Annotated in this window: 22 protein-coding genes; 18 read left to right on the top strand and 4 right to left on the bottom strand. The window is 71.2% G+C overall.

All coding sequences use genetic code 11. The annotated features are described in order from the left end of the window. Window positions 1-2 precede the first annotated feature (2 nt). The 14 genes from AC1DE0_RS21150 to AC1DE0_RS21215 all read left to right on the top strand — a co-directional run bounded on the left by AC1DE0_RS21150 (window position 3) and on the right by AC1DE0_RS21215 (window position 15,839). Window positions 3-1,544, top strand: coding sequence for a UDP-N-acetylmuramoyl-L-alanyl-D-glutamate--2,6-diaminopimelate ligase (locus AC1DE0_RS21150; RefSeq protein WP_478105370.1), 1,542 nt, complete (start codon window positions 3-5; stop codon window positions 1,542-1,544). Further along, window positions 1,541-2,962, top strand: a complete 1,422-nt coding sequence (locus AC1DE0_RS21155) for a UDP-N-acetylmuramoyl-tripeptide--D-alanyl-D-alanine ligase (RefSeq protein ID WP_478105372.1) — start codon at window positions 1,541-1,543, stop codon at window positions 2,960-2,962. Before AC1DE0_RS21150 ends, AC1DE0_RS21155 begins: the two co-directional genes overlap by 4 nt. Then, entirely contained in the window at window positions 2,959-4,044 is a 1,086-nt protein-coding gene (gene mraY, locus AC1DE0_RS21160; protein WP_478105374.1) for a phospho-N-acetylmuramoyl-pentapeptide-transferase, read from the top strand. The genes AC1DE0_RS21155 and mraY overlap by 4 nt, the downstream gene beginning before the upstream one ends. Then, window positions 4,041-5,531, top strand: a complete 1,491-nt coding sequence (gene murD / locus AC1DE0_RS21165; RefSeq protein WP_478105376.1) for a UDP-N-acetylmuramoyl-L-alanine--D-glutamate ligase — start codon at window positions 4,041-4,043, stop codon at window positions 5,529-5,531. The genes mraY and murD overlap by 4 nt, the downstream gene beginning before the upstream one ends. After that, a complete protein-coding gene (gene ftsW / locus AC1DE0_RS21170; protein WP_478105378.1) occupies window positions 5,528-6,802 on the top strand; it encodes a putative lipid II flippase FtsW in 1,275 nt (424 codons plus the stop codon). The genes murD and ftsW overlap by 4 nt, the downstream gene beginning before the upstream one ends. Continuing rightward, window positions 6,799-7,908, top strand: a complete 1,110-nt coding sequence (gene murG, locus AC1DE0_RS21175) for an undecaprenyldiphospho-muramoylpentapeptide beta-N-acetylglucosaminyltransferase (protein ID WP_478105380.1) — start codon at window positions 6,799-6,801, stop codon at window positions 7,906-7,908. The genes ftsW and murG overlap by 4 nt, the downstream gene beginning before the upstream one ends. Further along, window positions 7,905-9,431 (top strand): UDP-N-acetylmuramate--L-alanine ligase, encoded by a 1,527-nt coding sequence (gene murC / locus AC1DE0_RS21180; protein WP_478105381.1) that lies wholly within the window; start codon window positions 7,905-7,907, stop codon window positions 9,429-9,431. The genes murG and murC overlap by 4 nt, the downstream gene beginning before the upstream one ends. Beyond that, window positions 9,431-10,198, top strand: coding sequence for a cell division protein FtsQ/DivIB (locus tag AC1DE0_RS21185; RefSeq protein ID WP_478105383.1), 768 nt, complete (start codon window positions 9,431-9,433; stop codon window positions 10,196-10,198). The genes murC and AC1DE0_RS21185 overlap by 1 nt, the downstream gene beginning before the upstream one ends. Window positions 10,199-10,567: 369 nt before the next feature. Continuing rightward, the gene (ftsZ, locus tag AC1DE0_RS21190; protein WP_478105385.1) at window positions 10,568-11,887 is read left to right on the top strand and encodes a cell division protein FtsZ; all 1,320 of its coding nucleotides are present in this window, start codon (window positions 10,568-10,570) and stop codon (window positions 11,885-11,887) included. A 90-nt stretch (window positions 11,888-11,977) separates the two neighbouring features. Further along, window positions 11,978-12,724 carry a purine nucleoside phosphorylase YfiH/LACC1 family protein gene (locus AC1DE0_RS21195; RefSeq protein ID WP_478105387.1) on the top strand — a complete coding sequence of 249 codons (747 nt, stop codon included), beginning with the start codon at window positions 11,978-11,980 and terminating at the stop codon, window positions 12,722-12,724. Then, window positions 12,721-13,485 (top strand): YggS family pyridoxal phosphate-dependent enzyme, encoded by a 765-nt coding sequence (locus AC1DE0_RS21200; protein ID WP_478105389.1) that lies wholly within the window; start codon window positions 12,721-12,723, stop codon window positions 13,483-13,485. Before AC1DE0_RS21195 ends, AC1DE0_RS21200 begins: the two co-directional genes overlap by 4 nt. Window positions 13,486-13,524: 39 nt before the next feature. Then, entirely contained in the window at window positions 13,525-14,007 is a 483-nt protein-coding gene (locus AC1DE0_RS21205) for a cell division protein SepF (RefSeq protein ID WP_478105391.1), read from the top strand. 99 nt (window positions 14,008-14,106) lie between these two features. Beyond that, complete coding sequence (locus tag AC1DE0_RS21210; RefSeq protein WP_150988137.1) at window positions 14,107-14,391, top strand: YggT family protein; 285 nt, start codon at window positions 14,107-14,109, stop codon at window positions 14,389-14,391. A gap of 131 nt (window positions 14,392-14,522) precedes the next feature. Next, on the top strand, window positions 14,523-15,839 hold the full coding sequence (locus tag AC1DE0_RS21215) for a DivIVA domain-containing protein (RefSeq protein ID WP_478105393.1): 1,317 nt from the start codon (window positions 14,523-14,525) through the stop codon (window positions 15,837-15,839). Between the two features lie 131 nt (window positions 15,840-15,970). On the opposite strand, the gene AC1DE0_RS21220 is transcribed toward AC1DE0_RS21215, so the two are convergent. Further along, on the bottom strand, window positions 15,971-16,894 hold the full coding sequence (locus AC1DE0_RS21220) for a hypothetical protein (RefSeq protein ID WP_478105395.1): 924 nt from the start codon (window positions 16,892-16,894) through the stop codon (window positions 15,971-15,973). 19 nt (window positions 16,895-16,913) lie between these two features. Here AC1DE0_RS21220 and AC1DE0_RS21225 point away from each other — a divergent pair, with 19 nt between their 5' ends. The 3 genes from AC1DE0_RS21225 to AC1DE0_RS21235 are packed head-to-tail and all read left to right on the top strand — an operon-like array spanning window position 16,914 to window position 18,971. Next, window positions 16,914-17,396 carry a TraR/DksA family transcriptional regulator gene (locus AC1DE0_RS21225; RefSeq protein ID WP_478105397.1) on the top strand — a complete coding sequence of 161 codons (483 nt, stop codon included), beginning with the start codon at window positions 16,914-16,916 and terminating at the stop codon, window positions 17,394-17,396. Continuing rightward, entirely contained in the window at window positions 17,369-18,046 is a 678-nt protein-coding gene (gene lspA, locus AC1DE0_RS21230) for a signal peptidase II (protein ID WP_478105399.1), read from the top strand. Before AC1DE0_RS21225 ends, lspA begins: the two co-directional genes overlap by 28 nt. After that, window positions 18,039-18,971 (top strand): RluA family pseudouridine synthase, encoded by a 933-nt coding sequence (locus AC1DE0_RS21235; protein ID WP_478105401.1) that lies wholly within the window; start codon window positions 18,039-18,041, stop codon window positions 18,969-18,971. The genes lspA and AC1DE0_RS21235 overlap by 8 nt, the downstream gene beginning before the upstream one ends. A 76-nt stretch (window positions 18,972-19,047) precedes the next feature. Here AC1DE0_RS21235 and AC1DE0_RS21240 read toward each other — a convergent pair whose 3' ends face one another. The 3 genes from AC1DE0_RS21240 to AC1DE0_RS21250 are packed head-to-tail and all read right to left on the bottom strand — an operon-like array spanning window position 19,048 to window position 21,418. Next, window positions 19,048-19,821, bottom strand: coding sequence for a hypothetical protein (locus tag AC1DE0_RS21240; protein WP_478105403.1), 774 nt, complete (start codon window positions 19,819-19,821; stop codon window positions 19,048-19,050). A gap of 60 nt (window positions 19,822-19,881) precedes the next feature. Continuing rightward, window positions 19,882-20,754, bottom strand: a complete 873-nt coding sequence (locus AC1DE0_RS21245; RefSeq protein WP_478105405.1) for a hypothetical protein — start codon at window positions 20,752-20,754, stop codon at window positions 19,882-19,884. Then, window positions 20,747-21,418, bottom strand: a complete 672-nt coding sequence (locus AC1DE0_RS21250) for an RNA polymerase sigma factor (protein ID WP_478105407.1) — start codon at window positions 21,416-21,418, stop codon at window positions 20,747-20,749. The genes AC1DE0_RS21245 and AC1DE0_RS21250 overlap by 8 nt, the downstream gene beginning before the upstream one ends. A gap of 149 nt (window positions 21,419-21,567) precedes the next feature. Here AC1DE0_RS21250 and dnaE point away from each other — a divergent pair, with 149 nt between their 5' ends. Further along, window positions 21,568-25,161: a DNA polymerase III subunit alpha gene (gene dnaE, locus AC1DE0_RS21255; protein ID WP_478105409.1), complete on the top strand. Its 3,594-nt coding sequence runs from the start codon at window positions 21,568-21,570 to the stop codon at window positions 25,159-25,161. Window positions 25,162-25,167 lie beyond the last annotated feature (6 nt).

Below are 25,167 nucleotides of genomic sequence, written 5' to 3' on the forward strand. Positions count from 1 at the left end.
GCGTGCACCTTCGCGACCTGACCGCACGGATCGGGGCCCCGGAGGCCGCCGACGACGTCCTCGTGACCGGTGTCACGCTCGACAGTCGTGCCGTCGTCGAGGGCGACCTGTATGCCGCCCTCCCGGGCTTCAACGTGCACGGCGCGCGGTTCGCCGCGGACGCCGTGGCTGCCGGCGCGGTGGCCGTGCTGACCGACCCGGAGGGCCGAGACCGGCTGAGCGACTGCCGCGTGCCGGTCGTCGTGAGCGCCGACCCGCGTGGCGTCCTCGGCGACGTCGCCGACCTCGTCTACGGGCACCCCTCCGCGGCACTGACCATGCTCGGCATCACCGGCACCAACGGCAAGACCACGACCGCCTACCTGGTCGAGTCGGCGCTGCGGGCCCACGGCCGGCGCACCGGGCTCATCGGAACCGTCGAGACACGCATCGGCGACGAGCGCATCGACTCGGAGCGCACCACCCCCGAGGCCACCGACCTGCACGCGCTGCTCGGCGTCATGCGCGAACGGGGCATCGACGCCTGCGTCATGGAGGTCTCGAGCCACGCGCTCGAGCTGCATCGCATCGACGGGGTCGTCTACGACGTCGCCCTGTTCACGAACCTCTCGCAGGACCACCTCGACTTCCACGACTCCATGGACGACTACTTCGCGGCGAAGGCCTCACTGTTCACACCCCGGCGTTCACGCTCCGCCGTCGTCTGCGTCGACGACGAGTGGGGGCGCCGGCTCGCGGCAGAGTCGAGCGTGCCCACGACGACGCTCTCGACGAGCGCGGGCGTCGCGGGCACGCAGGCGGCGGAGGCCGACTGGTCCGTCGACGAGGCGACCGAAGGGGCGTTCACCCTCGAGGAGCCAGCGACCGGCTCGACCCTGTCGCTGGTGTCGCACCTGCCCGGCCACTTCAACGTCGCCAACACCGCGCTGGCCGCCCTCGCGCTGCTGCGCATCGGGCTCGAGCCCGCCGCGGTCGAGGCCGCCATGGCCGTGCCGCCCGACGTGCCCGGGCGCATGGAGGTCGTCGCCGCCGGTGGACGTGGTGGCCCCCGCTGCATCGTCGACTTCGCCCACACGCCCGACGCCGTCGACGCGGCCCTCTCGGCCCTGCGCGCCTCGACCGAGGGCCGGCTCATCGCCGTGCTCGGTGCGGGAGGCGACCGCGACCGCGGCAAGCGGCCGGCAATGGGGGCCGCCGCAGCGCGCCAGGCCGACGTCGTGGTCGTCACCGACGACAACCCCCGCTCCGAGGACCCGGCCCAGATCCGGGCCGCGGTCGTCGCCGGTGCTCGCGCCGTGGTGCGTGACGGCGGCGCGCGGGCGACTGACATCATCGACGGCGGCACGCGCGCGAGCGCGATCGCCGAGGCCATCGCGCTCGCGGTGGTCGACCCGGGGGACGACCGCCCTGTCGACACCGTCGTGGTGCTCGGCAAGGGACACGAGAAGGGTCAGGAGATCCACGGAGTGAAGCACCCGTTCGACGACCGCGACGCCGTGCGCGCCGCCCTCGCTGCCGCCAACTCATCGGGGGTGACGGCTTGATCCCCTTGTTGCTGAGTGAGATCCGCGACCTCACCGGTGGCGAGGTCCACGGGACCAGCACCCCCGAGGCGATCTCGGTCGGCGGCACCGTCACGACCGACTCCCGTGAGTGCGGCCCCGGCAGCCTCTACGTCGCCCGCCTCGGCGAGACCTCGGACGGGCACGACTTCGTGCCCGCGGCCGCCGCTGCGGGTGCCGTCGCCGCGCTGACGTCTCGCGTCGTCGACGGAATCCCGTGCGTCGTCGTCGACGACGTCCAGACGGCCTTCGGTCGCGTCGCGCGCGGTGTCGTCGACCGCGCGCCCGAGCTGCGTGTCGTGGGCATCACCGGCTCGTCCGGCAAGACGAGCGTCAAGGACCTGCTCGCCTCGGTCCTGTCGTCCGTCGCCGAGACCGTCGCCCCGGTCAACTCGCTCAACGGCGAGATCGGTGTGCCGCTGACCGTCTGCCGGGTCACGCCGACCACCCGTTTCCTCGTCGCCGAGATGGGCGCCCGCGGCATCGGTCACATCGACTACCTCACCCGCATCGCGCCGCCGCAGGTGGCGATCGTGCTCAACGTCGGCACCGCGCACGTCGGCGAGTTCGGCTCCCGCGAGAACATCGCCGTGGCCAAGGCCGAGCTGCCCCGGTCCGTTCCCGCCGAAGGGCTGTCGATCCTCAACGCCGACGACCCCGTCGTCGCGGCCATGGCCGCCGGCCTCAGCTCACGCGTGCAGCTCGTGGGCCTTGCGCTCGAGGCCGAGGTGCGCGCCGAGGACGTCGTGCTCGACGAGCGCGGCAGGGCGGCATACACCCTCGTCTGCCCGCAGGGCACTGCCTCGGTCTCCTTGCGGCAGAGCGGCTCCCACCATGTGGGCAACTCGCTCGCCGTCGCGGCGGCAGCCCTCGAGCTCGGTCTCTCGCTCGACCAGGTCGTCGCCGGGCTGGATGCCGCAGAGGCGGTGAGCCGTTGGCGCATGGAGATCACCGACCGGCCCGACGGGGTCGTCGTCGTCAACGACGCCTACAACGCCAACCCCGACTCGATGCGCGCGGCACTCGACGCCGTCGCCGCCATGCGGACCCCGGGGGAGCGGTGGGCCGTGCTCGGCGGGATGCTCGAGCTCGGAGCCGACAGCGACGCAGAGCACGCCGGCGTGGGGGCGTATGCCGCCAAGCTGGGTCTCGACCACGTCGTCGCCGTCGGCGAGGGGGCCCGTCCGATCGCCGACGCCTTCCCCGGTGCCGAATGGGTCGCCGACACCGACGCGGCACACGAGCTCGTGGCTGCACGCGTGCGCCCGGGCGACATCGTGCTGCTCAAGTCGAGCCGTGACAGCGGTCTGCGCTGGCTCGGCGACCGGCTCGCTGCCGAGGGCGGTGCCTCCGCCGAGACCGAGGCGGTCCCGTCGGGCGACGAGGCGGTGACGCGGTGAAGGGCGTCCTCCTCGCAGCGTCCATCTCGTTGCTGATCTCGCTGTTCGGCACACCGCTGTTCATCAAGTTCCTCGTCAAGCGCGGCTACGGCCAGTTCATCCGCGACGACGGCCCGACCTCGCACCACACCAAGCGAGGCACCCCGACGATGGGCGGCGCCGTCATCCTCGCGGCGACGCTCGGCGCGTACTTCCTCGCCCACCTGCTCACCCTCAACCCGCCGACGGCGAGCGGACTGCTCGTGCTGTTTCTCATGGCCGGCCTCGGGTTCGTCGGGTTCCTCGACGACTTCATCAAGATCCGCAAGCAGCGCAGCCTCGGTCTGCGCTCCAAGCAGAAGCTGCTCGGCCAGGCCCTCGTCGGCATCACCTTCGCCGGGCTCGCCCTGCAGTTCCCCAACGAGCAGTACCGCACGCCGGCGTCGCTGCTCGTCTCGTTCGTGCGCGACACGAACATCAGCCTGGCGGTCGGCGGCAGCACCGTCGTCGGCGTCATCCTCTTCGTCATCTTCGCCAACGTCATGATCGCCGGCGCCTCCAACGGGGTGAACCTCACCGACGGCCTGGACGGCCTGGCGACCGGTGTCTCGACGATGGTTTTCGGCGCCTACGTCCTCATCAGCATCTGGACCTACAACCAGAACTGCCAGACCAACCCGGGCATCAAGTGCTACGAGGTGCGCGACTCGCACGACCTCGCCCTCGTCGCGGCGGCCGGCATGGGCGCGTGCTTCGGGTTCCTCTGGTGGAACGCCACCCCCGCGAAGATCTTCATGGGCGACACCGGTTCGCTCGCCCTCGGTGGTGCGCTCGCGGGTCTGGCGATCGCGACGCACACCGAGATGCTGCTCGTGATCCTCGGCGGCATGTTCGTGCTCGAGACGCTCTCGGTCGTGGCGCAGGTCGCCTCGTTCAAGACCACCGGTAAACGGGTGCTGCGGATGGCACCGCTGCACCACCACTTCGAGATGGTGGGGTGGAACGAGGTGACGGTCGTGGTCCGCTTCTGGATCATCGCCGGGCTCTTCGTCGCCTTCGGCCTCGGCGTCTTCTACGCCGAGTGGGTGGTGGGCTCGCAGTGACCTTCGACCCCACCTACKAGCCCCGCGAGGGCCTGACCCACCGCGACGCCGACTGGTCCGGCATCAACGTCCTCGTCGTCGGCCTCGGAGTCTCCGGCTTCGCCGCCGCCGACGCTCTCGCCGAGCGGGGAGCGCGCGTCACGGTCGTCTCGCGAGACACCACCGACGTCATCACCGAGCGTGCGACGATCCTCGGGATCCTCGACGTCGACGTGCGCCTCGGCGCCGAGCACGTCGCCGAGCCCCCCGCCGGCACCGAGCTCGTCGTCACCTCCCCGGGCGTCCCGCCGCACGACCCCCTCATGCTCGCAGCGGCCACGGCCGGCATCCCGGTCTGGGGCGAGGTCGAGCTGGCCTGGCGGATGCGGGCGCGCGAGGGGGCCGCGCCCTGGCTCACCGTCACTGGCACGAACGGCAAGACGACGACGGTCAACATGCTCGCCTCGATCCTGCGCCACGCCGGGCTGCGGGCGACGTCGGCGGGCAACGTGGGCACACCGCTGCTCGAGGCCGTGCTCCACCCCGAGCCCTACGACGTGCTCGCCGTCGAGCTGTCGAGCTTCCAGCTGCACTGGCAGCGGTCGATCTCGGCGGTCGCGTCGGCCGTGCTCAACGTCGCCCCCGACCACATCGACTGGCACGGCAGCTACGCCGAGTACCTCCGGGCCAAGGGCAAGATCTACGAGAACACCCACCTCGCCTGCATCTACAACGTGGCCGACATCCAGACCGAGCAGCTCGTCATGGAGGCCAACGTCGTCGAGGGCTGCCGCGCCGTCGGCTTCACCACCGGCATCCCGGCGCCCTCGATGGTCGGCATCGTCGAGGACGTCCTCGCCGACCGCGCCTTCGTCGAGCAGCGCCAGCGCTCCGCTGCCGAGCTGTGCACGCTGGCCGACCTGCAGGGCGACGCGCCGTCGGTGGCCCCCCACTACGTCGCCAACGCTCTCGCTGCGGCCGCGTTGGCTCGCGCGTACGGCGTGGGACCGATCGCGGTGCGCGACGGGCTGCGCGCCTTCCGCCCCGACCGACACCGCATCGCCGAGATCGCCACCGTCAAGGGTGTGCGCTTCGTCAACGACTCCAAGGCGACCAACCCGCATGCTGCCGCGGCGGCGATCCGGTCCTTCGACGCGGTCGTCTGGGTGGCCGGTGGCCTGCTCAAGGGGGCCGACGTCGACAGCCTCGTCGAGGAGATGGCCTCGCGGCTGCGCGGTGTCGTGCTCATCGGCGCCGACCGGGCCCAGATCGCCCTGGCCCTTTCCCGACACGCGCCCGATGTGCCGGTCGTCGACGTGTCCGAGACCGACACTGGAGTCATGGACCGTGTCGTCAGGGAGGCTGCCCGCCTCGCCCAGCCGGGCGACGTGGTGCTGCTCGCTCCTGCCGCCGCGTCGATGGACATGTTCACCAACTACGGGGCCCGCGGAGACGCCTTCGAGGAGGCGGTCCGGCGGCACCTGGAGGCACACGGGGGTCACGAGTGAGCGCGACGACCGCTGACGACAAGGCTGCCACCGCCTCATCGGGGCCGAGGCCGCTGCCGGTCATCGGCAAGCTCGAGTCGCCGCTGACGACGTACTACCTGATCCTCGGTGCCACCTCCACGTTGGTCGTCTTCGGGCTGATCATGGTGTTCTCCGCGTCGAGCGTCGAGCAGATGCTCGCCAGCAAGGCGTCCTACACGGTCTTCGTCCGTCAGATGATGTTCGCCGTGTTCGGCGGGGTGGTGGCTGCTGTCGCCAGCCGCTTCGAGGTCAGGCGGTGGAAGCGTCTCGCGATCCCGTCACTCGTCGTCTCGGTGCTGCTGCTCGCGGCCGTCATCCCGCTCGGTGTGTCGGTCAACGGCAACCAGAACTGGCTCTCCATCGGTGGCATCCAGTTCCAGCCCTCCGAGCTGGCCAAGATCGGCATCGTGCTGGCGGGGGCCGCGATCTACGCCAACAAGGCGTCCCGGATGGCGAGCGTGCTGCACGTCCTGCTGCCGTTCCTCGTGCCCATCAGCGCTGTCGTGCTCGCGCTGATCCTGGCCGGCCACGACCTCGGGACGGCGCTGGTCTTCCTCGTCATCATCGCGGCGATCCTCGCGGTCGCGGGTGCCCCGCTCAGGCTGTTCCTCGTCGGCGGCGCGCTGGGAGCCGCGGGAGTCGCGGCCCTGGTCGCCACCAGCGGCAACCGGGTCAAGCGCATCACCGACTTCCTCGACCCCGCCTGCAACACCAACCCCGACGGTTGGTGCGGTCAAGCGGTGCACGGCACCTACGCCCTGGCCGACGGCGGCTGGTGGGGCGTCGGCCTGGGCGCCTCGAAGGAGAAGTGGGCGTGGCTCTCCGAGGCCCACAACGACTTCATCTTCGCGATCGTCGGCGAGGAGCTCGGGCTGCCCGGAACCCTGATGATCCTGCTGCTCTTCGGCATCCTCGCGTGGGCCTGCTTCCGTCTCGTCAGCCGCACCCAGGACCGCTTCGTGCGCATCGCCGGGGTCGGCATCATGGCCTGGCTGCTCGGGCAGGCGATCATCAACATCGGCGCCGTCATCGGTCTCTTCCCGGTGATCGGTGTGCCGTTGCCGCTCGTGTCGGCGGGTGGCTCGTCCCTCGTGACGACCCTCTTCGCGCTCGGCATCCTGCTGTCCTTCGCCCGCAACGAGCCCGGCTGCAAGGCCCTGCTCGACGCCCGCCCCAGCCTCGTCCGTCGGTCGCTCTCGGTGCTCCCGTCCCGCGTCCGCCCTGTTCCGCAACGTCGCAGAAGTCGGTGATCCCCCTGTCCTCGCCCACCTCCGTCCTGCTCGCCGGGGGAGGCAGCGCCGGCCACGTGTCGCCCCTGCTCGCCCTCGCCGATGCGCTGCGTCGCCGTCACCCGGAGATCAGGGTGACAGCGCTCGGCACGCAGGAGGGGCTCGAGGCGCGCCTCGTGCCGGCCCGGGGCTACGACCTGCGGGTCGTGCCCAAGGTGCCGCTGCCCCGACGCCCGAGCGCCGACCTGCTGCGCCTGCCCGCCCGGCTCAAGGCTGCCGTCGACGCCGCCGGCCGGGCCATCGACGAGACGGGGGCCGGGGTCGTCGTGGGGTTCGGCGGCTACGTCAGCACGCCCGCCTACCTCGCGGCCCGTCGACGCGGCGTCCCCATCGTCATCCACGAGCAGAACACTCGACCCGGGCTCGCCAACCGCCTGGGCGCCCGGTGGGCCGCCGCCGTCGCGACGACCTTCGCCACCACGTCCCTGCCCGGCGCCCAGCGCATCGGGATGCCGCTCCGGCACGAGGTCGCGACCCTCGACCGGTCCGCGGTGCGGGCCGAGGCGCTCGACCACTTCGGCCTCCAGCCGCAGTGGCCGACCGTCCTCGTCACGGGTGGATCGCTCGGCGCGCAGCGCCTCAACGACACCTTCCGGGCCAGGGTCGAGACACTGAGCCGCGCCGGCATCCAGGTGCTCCACGTGACCGGCCTCGGCAAGGAGTTCGCCCCCGAGCCCCCGGTCGGCGGGGCGCCCTACGTCGTCGTCCCGTACGTCGACCGCATGGAGCTCGCGTATGCCGCCGCCGACCTCGTCGTGGCCCGCTCGGGCGCCAACACGGTCTGTGAGCTGACCGCGGTCGGCCTCCCCGCCGTGTACGTGCCTCTGCCCGTCGGCAACGGTGAGCAGCGGGCCAACGCGGCCGAGGTCGTCGCCGCCGGCGGGGGAGTCCTCGTCGACGACGGCGCGTTCACGCCCGCCTGGGTCGACGCCGAGCTGCTCCCGCTGGCCGCCGACAGCGAGCGGGTCTCCCGGATGGCCGCTGCGGCTCGTTCGCTCGGTGAACCGGCCGCCGACGAGAAGCTCGCCGACCTCGTCGACCGCGCAGCAGAGAGCAGGAGCTCGTGACCCAGACCCCGCGCACGCCCACCGTCGACGACCCCTTCGCGGCGGCGCGCTTCGACTTCCGGGCGCCGGTTCCCGACGCTGCTGACCTCGGTCACGTGCACTTCCTCGCGATCGGCGGCGCCGGCATGTCAGGGGTCGCGCGGATCATGCTCGCCCGCGGCATCCGGGTCACCGGCAGCGACGCCAAGGACGTCCCGGTGCTCAAGGCCCTCGAGAGCGAGGGCGCCGGCGTGTGGGTCGGGTTCCACGAGGGCCACCAGGAGCGCGCCGACGCCATCGTGATGAGCAGCTCGATCCGCGACGACAACGTGGAGCTCGTCGCGGCACGCGAGCGCGGCGCCACGGTGCTCCACCGAGCCCAGGGCCTCGCGGCGCTGATGCAGGGCCGGCGGCCGGTCGCGGTGGCCGGCGCCAACGGCAAGACGACGACGACCTCGATGCTGACGGTGGCCCTGCAGGGTTGTGGGCTCGACCCGTCGTTCGCCGTCGGCGGCGAGCTGGCCAAGCACGGGACGAACGCCCACGACGGGTCCGACGACGTGTTCGTCGTTGAGGCCGACGAGAGCGACGGTTCGTTCGTCGTCTACCGTCCCGAGGTCGCGATCGTCACGAACGTGCAGCCCGACCACCTCGACTTCTACTCGAACTTCAAGGTTGTGCAGGCGGCTTACGACGCCTTCGTGGCCACGATCCGACCCGGTGGGCTGCTGGTCACCTGCGCCGACGACGCAGGCGCGGTCGCCCTGGCCGAGCGGGCCCGGACGGCCGGGACACGCGTGCTCACCTACGGCTTCGATGCCGGCGCCGACGTGGTCCTCGGCGACCACCAGCAGGACGGCGTGACCTCGTCGGTGACGCTGCTCGACCGGGTCGGCGTCCTGGACGGTGGTTCGGACCCTGCCCACGGTGCCGACGGGGGCGCAGCCCGCCGACGCATGACGCTCGGGGTCCCCGGGCGCCACAACGCACTCAATGCGGCGGCCGCCTACGTGGCCGCGGTCCACGGACTCGGCCAGCAGCCCGACCGGGTGCTCGCCGGGCTCGCCTCCTTCACCGGCACGCGGCGCCGGTTCGAGCCGAAGGGTGAGGCCGGCGGGGTCGTCGTCGTCGACGACTATGCCCACAACGCGGGCAAGGTCGCGGCCGTCGTCGAGACCGCGAAGGCGCTGGTCGGTGACTCCGGCCGGCTCGTCGTCGTCTTCCAGCCGCACCTCTACAGCCGCACCCGCGACTTCGCCACCGAGCTCGGCGCCGGTCTGTCCCCGGCCGACGTCGTCGTCGTGATGGATGTCTACGCGGCCCGCGAGGATCCCGTGCCCGGAGTCTCGGGGCAGCTCGTCGCCGACGCCGTGAGCGCCGCGCGGCCCGAGGTCGAGGTCCACTACGTGCCCTCGTGGTCAGAGGTCGCAGGCCGCGCGGTGTCTCTCGCCCGACCCGGCGACCTCGTCCTCACCGTGGGGGCCGGCGACGTGACCATGGTCGGCCCGGAGGTGCTGCGCATCCTCGGGGGCGAGGCGTCGTGATGCTCGAGCGCGGGGCGGCCCGGCGCGTCGCGGGCACCGGCCTCGCGTCGTCGCGCACCCGCTTCGAGAAGCGGGCCGCGGCCGCGCGTCGTCGGCCGAGGCTGGTCGCGAGCCTCCTCGTCGGGGCGCTCTTCGTGGTCGGGTTCATCGCGTGGCTCGGCTGGTTCAGCGGCGTGCTCACAGCCTCGAAGGTCGAGGTGACGGGCGTGGGTGCCGGCGCTGCAGCACAGGTGCGCAAGGTGGCCGGCGTCCCACTCGGCGGCCCACTCATGCGGGTCGACACCGACGAGGTGGCGCGACGCCTCGTCGACGGCAAGGCCTGGAGCGGGGTCTCGGTGAGCCGGAGCCTGCCCGACACCATCATCATCGACGTGACGCCGAGAGTAGCCGTCCTGGCCGTGCGCAACCCTCGAGGTCAGGTGGACGTCGTGGATCGCGACGGCTTCGCCTTCCGCACCGTGGCCACCGCTCCGGCCGGCGTGCCGCTCGTCAGCTCGGGATCTGCCCAGGTGACCAAGGCAGGTGTGACAGCGGCCCTGCAGGCGATCGGCTCGCTGGAGTCGGCGCTGCGAGCCGATGTCTCCGGCGTGTCGGTCTCGTCGGCGGACCAGGTGTCGTTCACCGTCCAGTCGGGGGAGCGGCGGAAGACGGTCGTGTGGGGCGGTGCCGGCGAGGGGGAGCGCAAGGCCAAGCTCGTGAAGATCCTTCTGGGAGAGCCTGGTTCGACCATCGACGTCAGTGTCCCTTCGTCGCCCGTGACCCGTTGAGCGGCCTCCGGCCCGCTGTCCGGTCGGCGGCCCGACGGCCGCGTGCCGGCGCCCGCACGGCCGTGACAGAGTGGTCCGCGGCGTCGTGCGTTGCCCGTGGGCCCTGTGTTCCATGGGGCTGTTGTGACCGCTGGGACGCGCTAGCGGTAAATGCGGCAATCCTCGTCACGACACGCCGCGACGTGGGTTGATCGGCCTTGCGCGTCGTCATACCGTCGGGGCACTGGTTCGTGACCCAACTGTAACCTTTATCTCCACGTTTAAGGTTTGAGGGCTTACAGGCTCGGAACGAGCCGCGACACCGACAGCTCCACGCACGTCCCCAGCCCATCGCAGCACCGGCACCACCAGTCAGGAAGGCCCACTCCCGTGGCAGCAGCACCGCAGAACTACTTGGCCGTCATCAAGGTCGTCGGCATCGGCGGCGGCGGCGTCAATGCCATCAATCGCATGATCGAGGTCGGCCTCAAGGGCGTCGAGTTCATCGCCATCAACACCGACGCACAGGCCCTGCTGATGAGTGACGCCGACGTCAAGCTCGACGTGGGCCGCGAACTGACCCGTGGCCTGGGTGCCGGCGCCGACCCCGAGGTGGGCAAGAAGGCCGCTGAAGACCACGCCGAGGAGATCGAGGAGGTCCTCAAGGGGGCCGACATGGTCTTCGTGACGGCTGGTGAGGGCGGCGGCACGGGCACCGGTGGCGCTCCTGTCGTGGCCCGCATCGCGCGCCAGCTCGGTGCGCTGACGATCGGTGTCGTGACCCGCCCGTTCACCTTCGAGGGCCGCCGCCGCGCCAACCAGGCCGAGTCGGGCATCGGCAGCCTCCGCGAGGAGGTCGACACGCTGATCGTCATCCCCAACGACCGCCTGCTGTCGATCAGCGACCGCAACGTCTCGATGATGGACGCCTTCCGCTCGGCCGACCAGGTGCTGCTCTCGGGTGTCCAGGGCATCACCGACCTCATCACGACGCCGGGTCTGATCAACCTCGACTTCGCCGACGTCAAGTCGGTCATGCAGGGCGCCGGGTCAGCCCTGATGGGCATCGGCTCGGCGCGCGGTGAGGACCGCGCCGTCCAGGCGGCCGAGCTCGCCATCAGCAGCCCGCTGCTCGAGGCCTCCATCGACGGCGCCCACGGCGTGCTGCTCTCGGTCCAGGGCGGTTCCGATCTCGGGCTCTTCGAGATCAACGAGGCCGCGCGTCTCGTCCAGGAGGCCGCGCACCCCGAGGCCAACATCATCTTCGGTGCGGTCATCGACGACGCGCTCGGCGACGAGGTCCGCGTGACGGTCATCGCGGCCGGCTTCGACGGCGGCGGCCCGAGCCAGCGGCACGACGACCGCGCGCTCGGCCAGGTCGTGGGCCGATCCCAGCAGGCCCAGCAGCGTCCCGCGGCGCCGGCCCCGCAGCAGGCGTCGCAGCACGCGCCCCAGCACACCAACGGCGTGCCGCAGCAGTCGAGCGTTCCGCAGCAAGCCCCGCAGCAGGCGCCCCAGTACGCCGCACCCGCCCCGGCGCAGGCCCAGCAGCTGCCCACCCAGCAGCCGGTCGCGGCTCCGGTGCAGCAGCACCAGGCCGCCCAGCACCAGCAGGCTCAGCCCCAACACCACGCGCCGGCGCAGCAGCCCCCGCGCCAGGTGACGTTCGACGAGGGCGACGACCTCGACGTGCCCGACTTCCTGAAGTAGTCGCATCGAGTGCTCAGTTCCCACGCACATCGCGGTCCGTCCGTCGGGGTCGCCGCGTGGCGAACTGAGCACTCGACGTAGGTTGTCCTCGTGTTCTACTGGCGCTCCTCGAACGACACCCAGGCCGCCGGCGCCACCGTCGAGCTCGCCTTCACGGGCCGGTCGGCCGGTCGGGGGAGCGGACCGTATGCCGGTCTGAACCTCGGCGGCCACGTCGGCGACGACGCCGACGACGTGGAGGCCAACCGCCTGGCCCTTGCTGCCGAGCTCGGCCTGTCCCGCGAGCGGGTCGTCTTCATGAACCAGGTCCACGGCACCGACGTCGCCGAGGTCGACGGGCCGTGGGCAGGCGACGCCCCGCCGGTCGACGCCGTCGTCACCCGAGCGACCGACCTCGCCGTCGCGGTGCTCGTCGCCGACTGCGTGCCCGTCCTGCTGCACGACGACACCGCGGGCGTCCTCGGCGCGGTGCACTCGGGCCGGCCCGGAATGCTGTCCGGCATCATCGGGCGTGCCGTCGGGGCGATGCGAGACCTGGGCGCGCGGTCGATCTCGGCGACCGTGGGACCGTCCGTCTGTGGCCGCTGCTACGAGGTGCCGCCCGAGATGGCGCGGGCAGCGGCAGCGGTGGCGCCCGCCTCCGCTGCCCGGTCGTGGACCGGCACGCCGGCCATCGACGTCGGAGCCGGAGTCGTGGAACAGCTCGCGACGGCTGGGGTCACCCTCCGCTGGGTCCCCGGCTGCACCCGGGAGAGCGCCGACCTCTACTCCTACCGCCGCGACGGCCGCACCGGCCGCTTCGCCGGTGTCGCACTGCGCCGGTCGGTCCGGGCATGACGACGCACGGCGGGTCGGTGCCCGGATCACCGGGCGAGCCGCACGACGAGGCGCGTCTCGAGCAGCTGCGCGACAACCTGGCCGCTGTCACGTCGCGCATCGAGCGGGGGTGCGCCGACGCCGGGCGCGACCCGAGCGAGGTCACGCTCGTCGTCGTCAGCAAGTACTTCCCGGTCTCCGACGTCCTGCTGCTCCACCGGCTCGGCGTGCGGCACTTCGGCGAGAACCGCGACCAGGAGGCCGGCGAGAAGTTCCGCGCCGCCCGCCACGCCCTCGACGAGGCGGGCGAGAGCGACCTGACGCTGCACTTCATCGGCCAGCTCCAGAGCAACAAGGCGGGCCACGTCGCCGGCTATGCCGACGTGGTGCAGTCCGTCGACCGGGCGAAGCTCGTGTCGGCCCTCGACCGTGGGGCGCACGCCGCCGACCGGCGGCTCCGCGTACTGCTCCAGGTGAGCCTCGACGGGGACACCACCCGAGGCGGAGTGCTTCCGGAGGACGCTGCCGGCCTTGCCGACGACGTCGCAGGCCACTCCCTGCTCTCCCTCAAGGGCGTGATGGCCGTGGCTCCGCTGAACGCCGACCCCGACGAGGCGTTCACCCGGCTGCGCGAGGTGGCCGACGGCATACGCACCCGGCACCCGGACGCCGACTGGCTGTCGGCGGGCATGAGCGCCGACCTCGAGGCGGGCCTCCGGCAGGGGGCGACACACCTGCGTGTCGGCACGGCAATCCTCGGATCACGTCCGTCACTTCTGTAACGTCGGCATCGACCGCAATCGAGCGTTTGGGAGTTGGCCATGGCAGGGGCACTGCGCAAGACGATGGTGTACCTCGGACTCAGCGAGGAGGACCAGCGCCACGACCGTTACGACGACTACGACGCCTACGACGAGTCCGACCGCTACGACGACGAGCCCGAGCACACCGCTGCCGTGACGCAGCTGCCGACCAAGCGCCCCGTCGCCGCCGTGGTGCGCGACGTGGAGGTCGGCTCGCTCAACCGCATCACGACCATCCACCCGCGCACCTACAACGAGGCCAAGAACATCGGTGAGTGGTTCCGCGACCAGGTGCCGGTCATCATGAACCTCAGCGACATGGACGACGCCGACGCCAAGCGTCTCGTCGACTTCGCGGCCGGCCTCGTCTTCGGACTGCACGGCACGATCGAGCGGGTCACCTCGAAGGTGTTCCTGCTGTCCCCGGCCCACGTCGAGATCGCTGCCGACGAGCCCGAGGCTCCCACCACCTCCACCCGCGGCTTCTTCAACCAGAGCTGAGTCCGCTGGTCCGTCACGAGCCCGATCGGGGGTCACGGTCGCATATGGATCTTGACCCCGGTTCACACTCTCGCCCGGACATCAGGGACACTGGCCGACATGGACGCGTTCTGGACCATCTACGGGGTGGTGGTCTTCACCTTCTTCATCGCCCTCATCGGTCGCTTCGTGATCGACTGGGTGCAGGTGCTCGCCCGGTCGTGGCGGCCCTCCGGGGTGGTCCTGGTCCTGGCCGAGGCGGTCTACACCGTCACCGACCCACCCCTGCGTGCCCTGCGCAAAGTGATCCCGTCACCGAGCCTCGGTGGCGTCCGGCTCGACCTCAGCTTCCTCGTCCTGATGCTGCTGACCTCTCTCGCCCTCAACGTCCCGAGCTTCTTCTGACCCCTCGGCGCACGTCGGATCCCGCAGCTCGGGAGGCGGCGCGCACGCCGATCGGTGAGGATGGCTTTGGTTCGTGACCGGAACGTTAGATACCGTTGACCCGAACCATTCCGTCTGTATCGAGGTGACACATGGCGCTTACGCCGGAACAGGTGCTCAACAAGCACTTCCAGACCACGCAGTTTCGCCGTGGCTACGAGGAGCGGGACGTTGACGACTTCCTGGACGAGATCGTGGCGGAGATGCGCTCGCTCATCGAGCAGCGTGACGACTACCTGAAGCAGCTCAACGACTGCCGCGCGAGCAAGAACCAGTCGGCGGTCCGCGCCGACGGTGCGACCGCGGCCATGCCGGCCGTGGGGCGTCCCGGTGACGACGCCAAGCTCGGCGGCCTCACCGCCAAGATCCAGGACGCCGAGCGCGCCTTCAAGGCAGCCACTGACCGCGCGGCCAAGGCCAAGGCCGAGGCCGAGAACGCCGAGCGCGCGGCAAAGGAGCGCGTCGAGCGTGCCAAGGCCGAGGCCGAGCGAGCCGAGGCCGCTGCCAAGTCCGCGGTCGACTCGCAGGCTCTGAACGACGCGCAGGCCAAGCTCAACGGCCTGAACTCGCAGGTCGCCGAGGCCGAGGCCAAGCTGAGCAAGGCGCAGGAGAACGCCCGCTCGGCCGAAGAGCGCGCCGCCAGGGCCCAGTCCGACGCCGAGGCTGCTGCCGCCGACGCGCAGCGTCTGCGCGAGGAGGCCGCCGCCGACGCCAAGCGTCAGCGTGACGAGGCCGCCAAGGCGCCCGCCGTCTCGGCCGCCGCCGCGGCTCCCGACGCGCAGTCCGTGTCCGGCAACCTCGACGCCGCCGGGGTCATCGCCCTGGCCCAGCGCCTGCACGACGAGCACGTCGCCGCTGGCGAGACGCGACGCAACGAGCTCATCTCCGAGGCGGAGAACCGCCACCGCGACATGCTCGCTGCAGCGCAGGCCCGACACGACGAGCTCATCAACACCGGGCAGACCCGCCACGACGAGCTCATCAACACCGGGCAGACCCGCCACGACGAGGCCACGCAGCAGGCCGAGCAGCTCGCTGCCGCCGCGGCGTCCCAGCGCGACCAGATGATCGCCGAGGCCACCTCGCAGCGCGACCAGATGATCGCCGAGGCCACCTCGCAGCGCGACCAGATGCTCACCGAGGCCGGCTCGCAGCGCGACCAGATGCTCACCGAGGCCCGCGAGCGGGCCACCGGCATGGTCGCCGAGGCCCAGCAGAAGAAGGCAGCCCTGCTCGAGGAGCTCGACAAGCAGAAGGGGCTGCTGGACCGCAAGATCTCCGAGCTGCGCGGGTTCGAGAAGAACTACCGCACCAACCTCAAGTCCTACATCGAGGGTCAGCTCCACGACCTCGACTCGAGCGTCCAGGAGCCGGCCCACGCCGGCGCCGGTGACGGCAACCAGGGCTGAGCCCGCACCTCGATCAGACGCACGCAGGCCGTCCGGGAACCCTCCCGGGCGGCCTGCGTTGTATTCGAGGGGCGAACTCTTGGGCCGCATCTGCGTTTCGCGTTTGTGCGGGCACCCCGAGGGGCTTATTGTCAGCCCCACTTGTCAGCGTCGACGGCGCGAGCGACGGAGGATCTGATGGCGGCGAAGAAGACGACGGCAGCGGCGACCGCGGCCACGCGTTCCACCGCGACCAGCAGGACGGGCGCCGCGACGAAGGCGACCACGAAGGCAACGTCGAAGCCGACCACCAAGGCGTCGGCCTCGAAACGCGCCGCGCCGGCGACGAAGTCCGCTGGCGCCCAGAAGGTCTCAGCCGCAAGCGCCACCAAGAAGAGCGCCGCCAAGAAGGGCCCGGCCGGCAACCACACGGGCGGGGCCTCGTCCGCCAAGGGAGCGACCGCCCGAACGGCGGTCGCTCGCACGGCAGCCAAGGCCGCGGGCGCCGTGAAGGGTGCCGTCGCACGTGCCTCAGGCCGCAAGGCGACGAGCGCCGTTGCGGCACCGGCGGTCCCGACGAAGGCCGCCGGCACGAAGTCGTCGCCCGCGAAGAAGGCAGCGACGAAGAGCGCGACGAAGAGCGCGACGAAGAGCGCGACGAAGAGCGCGGCCGCCGCGAAGGCGACCGCGAAGAAGGCTCCGGCCGCGAAGGCCACCGTGAAGAAGGCGAGTCCGACGAAGGTCGCCGCCACGAAGGCGACCGCGTCCGGCGCGACAGCGAAGAAGGTCCCCTCGAAGCAGAGCGTCGCTGCGACGAAGGCCGCCACGAAGGCGGCGTCGGCCGCAAGGTCAACGGCCGCATCCGGCAAGGGCGCCGCGACGAAGAAGGCGACGCCTGCCACGAAGGTCGCGACGGCGAAGAGCTCCACGCCCGCCAAGAAGGCCGCCACGAAGAGTGCGTCGGGGTCGGCCCCGCGCACGTCTCCCCGAACCGCAACGGCCGCCAAGCCGTCTCGCACGACATCCACCCGAGCGGGTGCGGCGAGCGCGAAGCCCGCCTCCAAGGCCCCCGCCACGCGTACGAAGAAGGCAGCAGTGACGACGAGCTCAACCGCAGGTCCCCGCGCCAGCGCGACGAAGACCGCATCGAAGACGGCAAGCAAGCCGACGGCCCGCTCCATCGCCGAGCGCCTACGGGTCAAGGACGACGAGAGCCCCTGGAACGAGGACGAGATCCGTGAGGTGCGTGGTGTCCTGGTCGACGAGATCGAGCAGCACCGGGTCGAGCTCAAGCTCGCCGAGGACGAGCTCGACGACCTGCTGCGGGCGTCCGGAGACGGCGCCGGTGACGACCAGGCCGACGCGGGAGCCAAGACGGCCGAGCGCGAGCACGAGATCTCCGTCGCCGCGAACGCGCGGGCGAGCCTGCGTCAGGCGGAGCACGCCCTCGAGCAGCTCGAGGCCGGGACCTACGGCATCTGCGAGAACTGCGGCAACCCGATCGGCAAGCTTCGACTTCAGGCACGTCCTCGTGCGACCCTGTGCATGACATGCCAGCAGAAGCAGGACCGCCACTGACGCCCGACCACGCCACGACGACGCCCCCTGTGGGCGTCGACGGCGTGTCCACCACTACGACCGACGAGACCGTGAGCTCGACCCCTGCCGACGAGAGCCGCCCGACGCCTGCGCGGCGCAAGCGGCTGTTCGTCGTTCTCGGGGTCGTCGCGGTGCTCGCCTACCTCAGCGACCAGCTGACCAAGATGGTTGCCCTCGAGGTGCTCGCCGACGGCGAGCCCCGGCCGTTCATCGGCGACCTCATCCGCTTCAAGCTCATCGGCAACCCCGGAGCGGCGCTCTCGTTGGGCGCCTCCAACACGTGGGTGATGACAGGCATCGCGCTCGCGGTGCTCGTGGCCATCGTGGTGGTCGCGCGACAGCTCGGGTCGCGTGCCTGGGCCGTCGCCCTCGGCCTGCTGCTCGGGGCGGCCATCGGCAACCTCACCGACCGCTTCGTGCGGCCGCCGGGTGGCGGTCAGGGCCACGTCGTCGACTTCATCGACTACAACCGCTGGTTCATCGGCAACGTGGCGGACATCTGGATCGTCTCGGCGGCCGGCCTCATCGTGCTGCTCGCCCTGTTCGGGATCGGGGTCGACGGCCGACGCGACCACGGCAGGTTGAGAACCGACGAGCAGACGCCGAGCCAAGGGGGCGACGATGCCTGACGTGCGCACCGTTCTGGTCCCCGACGGGCTCGAGGGCGAGCGCGTCGACGCCGGCGTCGCCCGCCTCTTCGGCGTCTCGCGCACGAAGGCGGCCGACCTCGCCGCCGACGGTCATGTCGTCGTCGACGGCAAGACCGTCATGAAGTCCGAGCGGCTCTCGGCCGGCGCGATGCTCGAGGTGTCGCTGCCGGCAGCCGAGCAGAGCCCGAGCATCGCGGTCATCGCACAGCCGGTGCCTGGCATGACGATCGTCCACGACGACGACGACATCGTCGTGGTCGACAAGCCGGTGGGGGTCGCTGCCCACCCGAGCCTCAACTGGACGGGCCCCGACGTGGTCGGCGGTCTCGCCGCTGCGGGCTACCGCATCTCGACCTCGGGGGCACCCGAGCGGCAGGGCATCGTGAGCCGCCTCGACGTGGGCACGTCGGGCCTCATGGTCGTCGCGAAGAGCGAGTACGCCTACTCCCGACTCAAGCAGATGTTTCGCAGCCGCCAGGTCGACAAGACCTACAACACGCTCGTGCAGGGGCTGCCCGACCCGCTCGTCGGCACCGTCGACGCGCCGATCGGCCGACGCCCCGGTGCAGAGTTCAAGTTCGCGGTCATGAGCACCGGCAAGCCATCGGTCACCCACTACGAGGTGCTCGAGGCGTTCCGGCACGCGAGCCTGCTCGAGATCCACCTCGAGACTGGACGCACCCACCAGATCCGCGTCCACATGGCTGCGCTCAAGCACCCGTGCTGCGGAGACCCGCTCTACGGCGGCGACCCCAAGCTCGCGGCGCGACTGGGCCTCGACCGCCAGTGGCTGCACGCCACCGGCCTCGGCTTCGAGCACCCGGGCACGGGGCAGTACATCCACTTCGAGAGCCCCTACCCGGAGGACCTGCAGCGGGCGCTCGACGTCGTCGCCACCCTCTGAGGTTCACCCTCAACGTGAGGGTGAACTTCCGAGGGGCACTCCACCGCATGCCGGCGCCCTCCCACAGGGTGCGTCCTCAGCGTCCAGCCGGGTGCGTGGGCCGCGCATTCGGGTCGGGCGTGAAGTCGACCGGAACCTCCCGCCCGGACGGCGGGTCGGCGTCCTGCGGCTCCGGGTTGGTGCCTTGGCGCGAAGGTGAGGCGTGACGACGGCCGAGCACGAGCCCCAGCCCCAGGGTCAGCGCGGCTGCCCCGGCCGATGCCCACCACGGGACCGCGCCCGGCGAGGACGGGGCCGACGGCGACGTGGGGCCCTGTGCCGTCGTCGCCGGCTGCCCTGCGTGGGTCGCGGCGTCGGCCGCGGCGGCCGCGTCGACGGCGGCACGCCGAGACGCACCATCGGCCGCGGTCGCCGGTGCTCCGTAGACGCCGAGCTCACGCAGGGTGGACAGGAGCAGGGCGGCGTCCGCGGCGCGGTGACGGATGGCTGCTGTCTCGAAGAGGCTCTTGCCGGTGTCGGTGTCCATGACCGTCTCGACCCACACGTCGTCGCCGTCGACGACCAGCGCGTCGATGCGCCACGGGGTGACGTCGTGGATCATCCAGGTGAGCCGCACCGAGGCCTCCATGAAGCTCGCCGGCGGCGAGGACGCTCCGGTCGGCCGGTTGTAGACGTCGAGGGCTTCGGCCAGCGCGGCATACGCGGCGCCGCCGGTGAGGGCGCCGGCCGCACGGTTTCCCGAGTAGTTGACGACGAGGACGGAGGTCGGCCCCCCGGCGCCGGCCGGTGGTGCGACGACGAGGAGCAGGGCCGCGACGAGGGCTGCGGCGAGGGCGACGGTTCTGCGCATGGGTCCTCCAGGGCTGTGCGGGTGACACTCGGTCAACACCGCCGCAGGAAGGTGCGTTCTCTAGCGCCCCGAGCGTGCTGCCTCGAGGGCGAGCTCGAGGGTCGACAACCCCTCGAGCCGGTAGGTGAGGTCGCCGCCGGCGGCCGGCGCGACCCAGACCAGCGTCGGTCCCGCGAGGCGCGGCGCCTCGGAGTGGGTGCCACCGGACCGGTCGACCCACTCCACCAGGTGGTTCGACCCGAGCCAGACGCCCTCGCGCCCACCCACGGAGACGGGGGTGACCGACTGCCAGACGGTCTTGAGGTAGCCCCACGACAGCGACCCGACGAAGACGTCGAGCCGGACCGCACCTCGTGTCGCCGTCGCCTCCCACGTGACTTCGACGACGCGGCCGTCGTGGCCGACTCCCAACGTGGTCGGGCGCCCGAGCAGCCCGGGCAGCTCGATGGCGCCCCCGACGAGCTGCTCGGCCCTCGCCCGGGAGACGGGCGTGACGCGGTCGGCCGGCGCGCCGGCACCCGGAGTCACCGGACGGCTCGTGGTCGACGTGCTGCCCGACGGGGCGGGCGGTGCGCTGGGGGCAGGCTCCTCACGCACGACCACGCCTCCGATGCGCAGCAGCTCGACGACGGCGGCCCGGACCGGCGGGATGAGCGCCAGGACGAGGACCACGGCGGCAGCGACCGCCCACCCGAGGCGCCGGGGCATCCGGTGGTGTCGAGGCGCGGGGTCCGACGAACCGACGGCAGCTGCCTCGCCAGCCGCCGTGTCGGTCGGGGGCCGCGGGACCTGTGAGTCGTGGCTGAGGGCGTCTTGCTGCCCGACGGCGAGCCGGGCCAGCACGTCCTCGACGAGGTGGTCGCGGGGTGGGTCGGTGCGCAGACCGCGGCCCAGGGCCACGAGCTCGTCCTCGAGCGAGAGCGGCTCAGGCATCGGTGACCACCTCCCGAAGAGATGCGAGGGCTCGGTGCAGCCGGGACTTCGCGGTGCCGGCCGGGATCCCGAGGGCGTGGGCCGTCTCGGCCTCCGACAGCTCGAGCAGGTAGCGGCACACGACGACGTCGCGCAGGTCGCCCGGTAGCGCGTCGACGGCATCGGCGAGCCGCGTGCGGCGGTCAGAGCCGACCGCGGCCTCGGCGGGGTCAGGCACGCCCCGGGTCACGACCTCCTCGGTCGCCGCCCGCAGCTCGCGCAACGCACGCCTCGAGCGGCCGCGGTGCAAGTTCCTCGTCTCGTTGACGACGATCCGCAGCAGCCACGGCCGGAACCCGGCCCCGTCGCGGTAGCGGGGCAGCGCCTGGTACGCCTTCACGAACGCCTCCTGGACCACGTCGTCCGCCTCGCTGCCGGCGCCCGACAGCACCGCCAGCCGCTTGGCCATCGGCGCGTGGAGCGTGACGAGGATCGCGTACGCCGTGGGGTCGCCGGCGCGTACGCGAGCGAGGGCGGCGGCCTCGTCGGCGGGCCCTTCGGGTGCCGAGGTCCGCGTGGTGCGCGGCGTCGGCACGGCACTTCCCTCGACGCTCTCGATCCCGTCCTCCCGGTCGTCGGTGGCCTCGGGCAGTGGCCTCTGCTGCCATGGTGCCGCGCCCGTCACCCCACCTACACCGCTGCGTGCCGACCGGTTCACGGGGCGGCGCCCGACACCCGCTCCGACACCCGCCCCGACTCCCGCCCGGACACCCACCCCGACACCCGCTCCGACACGCGCGGGGGCGTCGGTGGGCGGGCTTAGACTCGTCCACGATGTCGACCGAAGCAGCCCCGCGCAACGACCAGAACTTCGTGCACCTCCACGTGCACACGGAGTACTCCATGCTCGACGGTGCGGCCCGCATCGGTGACCTCTTCTCCGAGGCGGCACGCATGGGCATGCCGGCGCTGGCGACCACCGACCACGGCTACGTGTTCGGCGCCTACGAGTTCTGGAAGAAGGCGCAGGGCACCGGCGTCAAGCCGATCATCGGCGTCGAGGCCTACATCACGCCCGGCACGCACCGCACCGACCGCACCAAGGTCAGCTGGGGCGACGGCGGGCGCGACGACATCTCCGGCAGCGGCGCCTACACCCACATGACGATGCTCGCCGAGAACAACGTGGGCATGCACAACCTCTTCCGGATGACCTCGATCGCGAGCCTCGACCAGGTCTACACCAAGTGGCCGCGCATCGACCGTGAGCTGCTCTCGACCTACGGCAAGGGCCTGATCGTCACGACGGGCTGCCCCTCGAGCGAGATCCAGACCAAGCTCCGGTTCGGGATGTACGACGAGGCCCGCGAGGTCGCCGGCGAGCTGCGCGACATCTTCGGCAACGAGAACGTCTACGTCGAGCTGATGGACCACGGCCTCGACATCGAGCGGCGCACCCAGAAGGACCTCATCCGCCTCGCCCGCGACCTCAAGCTGCCGCTCGTCGCCACCAACGACCTCCACTACACCCGCGCCGAGGATGCCAAGGCGCACGCCGCGCTGCTCTGCGTCCAGTCCGGCTCGACCCTGATGGACCCCAACCGGTTCAAGTTCGACGCCGACGACTTCTACCTCAAGTCCGCCCAGGAGATGCGCCACCTGTGGCGCGAGCTGCCCGAGGCGTGCGACAACACCCTGCTCATCGCCGAGCGCTGCGAGGTCTCCTTCGAGGAGGGGGAGGGGCGCTACATGCCGCGCTTCCCCTGCCCCGAGGGCGAGGACGAGACGTCGTGGTTCATCAAGGAGGTCGAGACCGGCCTGCAGCGGCGCTTCCCCGAGGGGGTGCCCGACTACGCGCGCAAGCAGGCGGCCTTCGAGGAGGACGTCATCGTCTCGAAGGGCTACCCCGGCTACTTCCTCGTCGTGGCCGACTTCATCAACTGGGCCAAGCGCAACGGCATCCGGGTCGGCCCCGGCCGTGGCTCGGGCGCCGGCTCGATGTGCGCGTACGCCATGGGCATCACCGACCTCGACCCGGTGCCCCACGGCCTCATCTTCGAGCGGTTCCTCAACCCCGAGCGCATGTCGATGCCCGACTTCGACGTCGACTTCGACGAGCGCCGGCGCGGTGAGGTCATCCGCTACGTCACCGAGAAGTACGGCTCCGAGCGCGTCGCGCAGATCGTCACCTACGGCACCATCAAGGCCAAGCAGGCGGTCAAGGACGCCAGCCGCGTCATGGGCCACCCGTTCGCCATCGGCGAGCAGCTGACGAAGGCGATGCCGCCCGACGTCATGGGCAAGGGCGTGCCGCTCTCCGAGATCTACAACCCGGAGCACAAGCGCTACAACGAGGGCGTCGACTTCCGGGCCCTCGTGCAGACCGAGAAGCACTTCCAGGACGTCGTCGACACCGCGATGGGCCTCGAGGGGCTCAAGCGGCAGTGGGGCGTGCACGCCGCCGGCGTCATCATGAGCAGTGAGCCGCTCGTCGACGTCATCCCGATCATGAAACGGCTGCAGGACGGCCAGGTCATCACCCAGTTCGACTACCCGAGCTGCGAGTCGCTCGGCCTGGTCAAGATGGACTTCCTGGGCCTGCGCAACCTGACGATCCTCGACGACGCCATCGAGAACATCAAGGTCAACCGCGACGAGGACATCGACCTCGACGCGCTGTCCAAGGACATGACCGACAAGGCGACCTACGACCTGCTGGGCCGGGGCGACACCCTCGGTGTGTTCCAGCTCGACGGTGGTGGCATGCGCGCGCTCCTGCGTCTCATGCAGCCCGACAACTTCGAGGACATCTCGGCCGCCCTCGCGCTCTACCGTCCCGGCCCGATGGGCGTCAACGCCCACACGAACTTCGCCCTGCGCAAGAACGGCAAGCAGGCCCTCACCCCCCTCGACCCGAAGCTTGAGGGCAAGCTGCAGCCCGAGATGGTAGAGGCGCTCGACCCGATCCTCGGCATGACCTACGGCCTGGTCATCTACCAGGAGCAGGTCATGGAGATCGCCCAGAAGCTCGCCGGCTACACGCTCGGCAACGCCGACCTGCTGCGGCGCGCCATGGGCAAGAAGAAGAAGGAGGTCCTCGACGCCGAGTACGTCCCCTTCTCCACCGGCATGAAGGCGCAGGGGTTCAACGAGGCGTCGGTCAAGGCGCTGTGGGACGTCCTGGTCCCCTTCTCGGACTACGCGTTCAACAAGGCGCACACGGCGGCATACGGCCTCGTCTCCTACTGGACCGGCTACCTCAAGGCGAACTACCCCGCCGAGTACATGGCGGCGCTGCTGACCAGCGTGCGCGACGACAAGGACAAGTCGGCGCTCTACCTCAACGAGTGCCGGCACATGGGCATCAAGGTGCTGCCGCCCGACGTCAACGAGTCGGTCGCGAACTTCGCGGCTGTGGGCACCGACATCCGCTTCGGCCTCGCCGCCATCCGCAACGTCGGCCTGCCCGTCGTCCAGGCCATCGTCAAGGCCCGCGAGGAGAAGGGCGCCTTCGCCTCGTTCAAGGACTTCCTGTCCAAGGTGCCTGCGGTCGTCTGCAACAAGCGCACCATCGAGTCGCTCATCAAGGGCGGTGCCTTCGACTCGCTCGGCGAGAGCCGCCGCGGCATGGTCGAGGTGCACGAGCGCTACATCGACGCGCTCGTCGAGGTGAAGAAGCAGGAGGCCATCGGCCAGGACAGCCTGTTCGGCAGCTTCGGCGACGAGGCCGACGCCGGCGCCGCCGGTGGGGCCGGAGCCTTCGACGGGCTCCCGCCCGTGCCGACGATGGAGTGGGACAAGGCGACGCTGCTCTCGTTCGAGCGCGAGATGCTCGGTCTCTACGTGAGCGACCACCCCCTGTTCGGCATCGAGCACATCCTCGCCACCCACGCCGACACCTCCATCGCCTCGCTCATGGGCGACGACCCGAAGGGCGACGGCACGCCCGTCACGGTGGCCGGCCTCATCACGAGCCTGCAGCTCAAGCGCACCAAGAAGGGCGACCTCTGGGCGATCGCCACGGTCGAGGACCTCGACGGTGCGATCGAGTGCCTCTTCTTCCCGTCCGCCTACATGACCTACTCGACGATGCTGGCGCAGGACACCGTGTGCGCGGTCAAGGGTCGCATCAGCGCTCGTGACGACTCGATCTCGATCTTCGCGCAGGAGCTGATGATCCCCGACATCAAGGAGGGGCCGCGCGGTCCCGTGGTGCTGACACTTCCGCTCGGGCGTGCCACCTCGGCGGTCGCCGAGAGCCTCAAGCGGGTCCTGGGCGAGCACCCCGGGGCCACCGAGGTGCAGGTGAAGCTGACCCAGCCCGGACGGTCGGTGCTCATGTCGCTCGACGACTCCCTGCGCGTCAACGCGACGTCGGCGCTCTTCGGCGATCTCAAGGCCCTCCTCGGTCCGGCGTGCCTGAGCTGACGTGAG

It is taken from the genome of Terrabacter sp. 05T424, assembly GCF_056396225.1.

Excerpts from the sequence above, each read along its gene's own strand:
- AC1DE0_RS21205 (WP_478105391.1), top strand. The coding sequence starts at position 13,525 with ATGGCAGGGGCACTGCGCAAGACGATGGTGTACCTCGGACTCAGCGAG.
- AC1DE0_RS21210 (WP_150988137.1), top strand. The coding sequence starts at position 14,107 with ATGGACGCGTTCTGGACCATCTACGGGGTGGTGGTCTTCACCTTCTTC.
- AC1DE0_RS21185 (WP_478105383.1), top strand. The coding sequence starts at position 9,431 with ATGCTCGAGCGCGGGGCGGCCCGGCGCGTCGCGGGCACCGGCCTCGCG.
- AC1DE0_RS21215 (WP_478105393.1), top strand. The coding sequence starts at position 14,523 with ATGGCGCTTACGCCGGAACAGGTGCTCAACAAGCACTTCCAGACCACG.
- dnaE (WP_478105409.1), top strand. The coding sequence starts at position 21,568 with ATGTCGACCGAAGCAGCCCCGCGCAACGACCAGAACTTCGTGCACCTC.
- AC1DE0_RS21200 (WP_478105389.1), top strand. The coding sequence starts at position 12,721 with ATGACGACGCACGGCGGGTCGGTGCCCGGATCACCGGGCGAGCCGCAC.
- AC1DE0_RS21245 (WP_478105405.1), bottom strand. The coding sequence starts at position 20,754 with ATGCCTGAGCCGCTCTCGCTCGAGGACGAGCTCGTGGCCCTGGGCCGC.
- AC1DE0_RS21235 (WP_478105401.1), top strand. The coding sequence starts at position 18,039 with ATGCCTGACGTGCGCACCGTTCTGGTCCCCGACGGGCTCGAGGGCGAG.
- AC1DE0_RS21240 (WP_478105403.1), bottom strand. The coding sequence starts at position 19,821 with ATGCGCAGAACCGTCGCCCTCGCCGCAGCCCTCGTCGCGGCCCTGCTC.
- lspA (WP_478105399.1), top strand. The coding sequence starts at position 17,369 with ATGCCAGCAGAAGCAGGACCGCCACTGACGCCCGACCACGCCACGACG.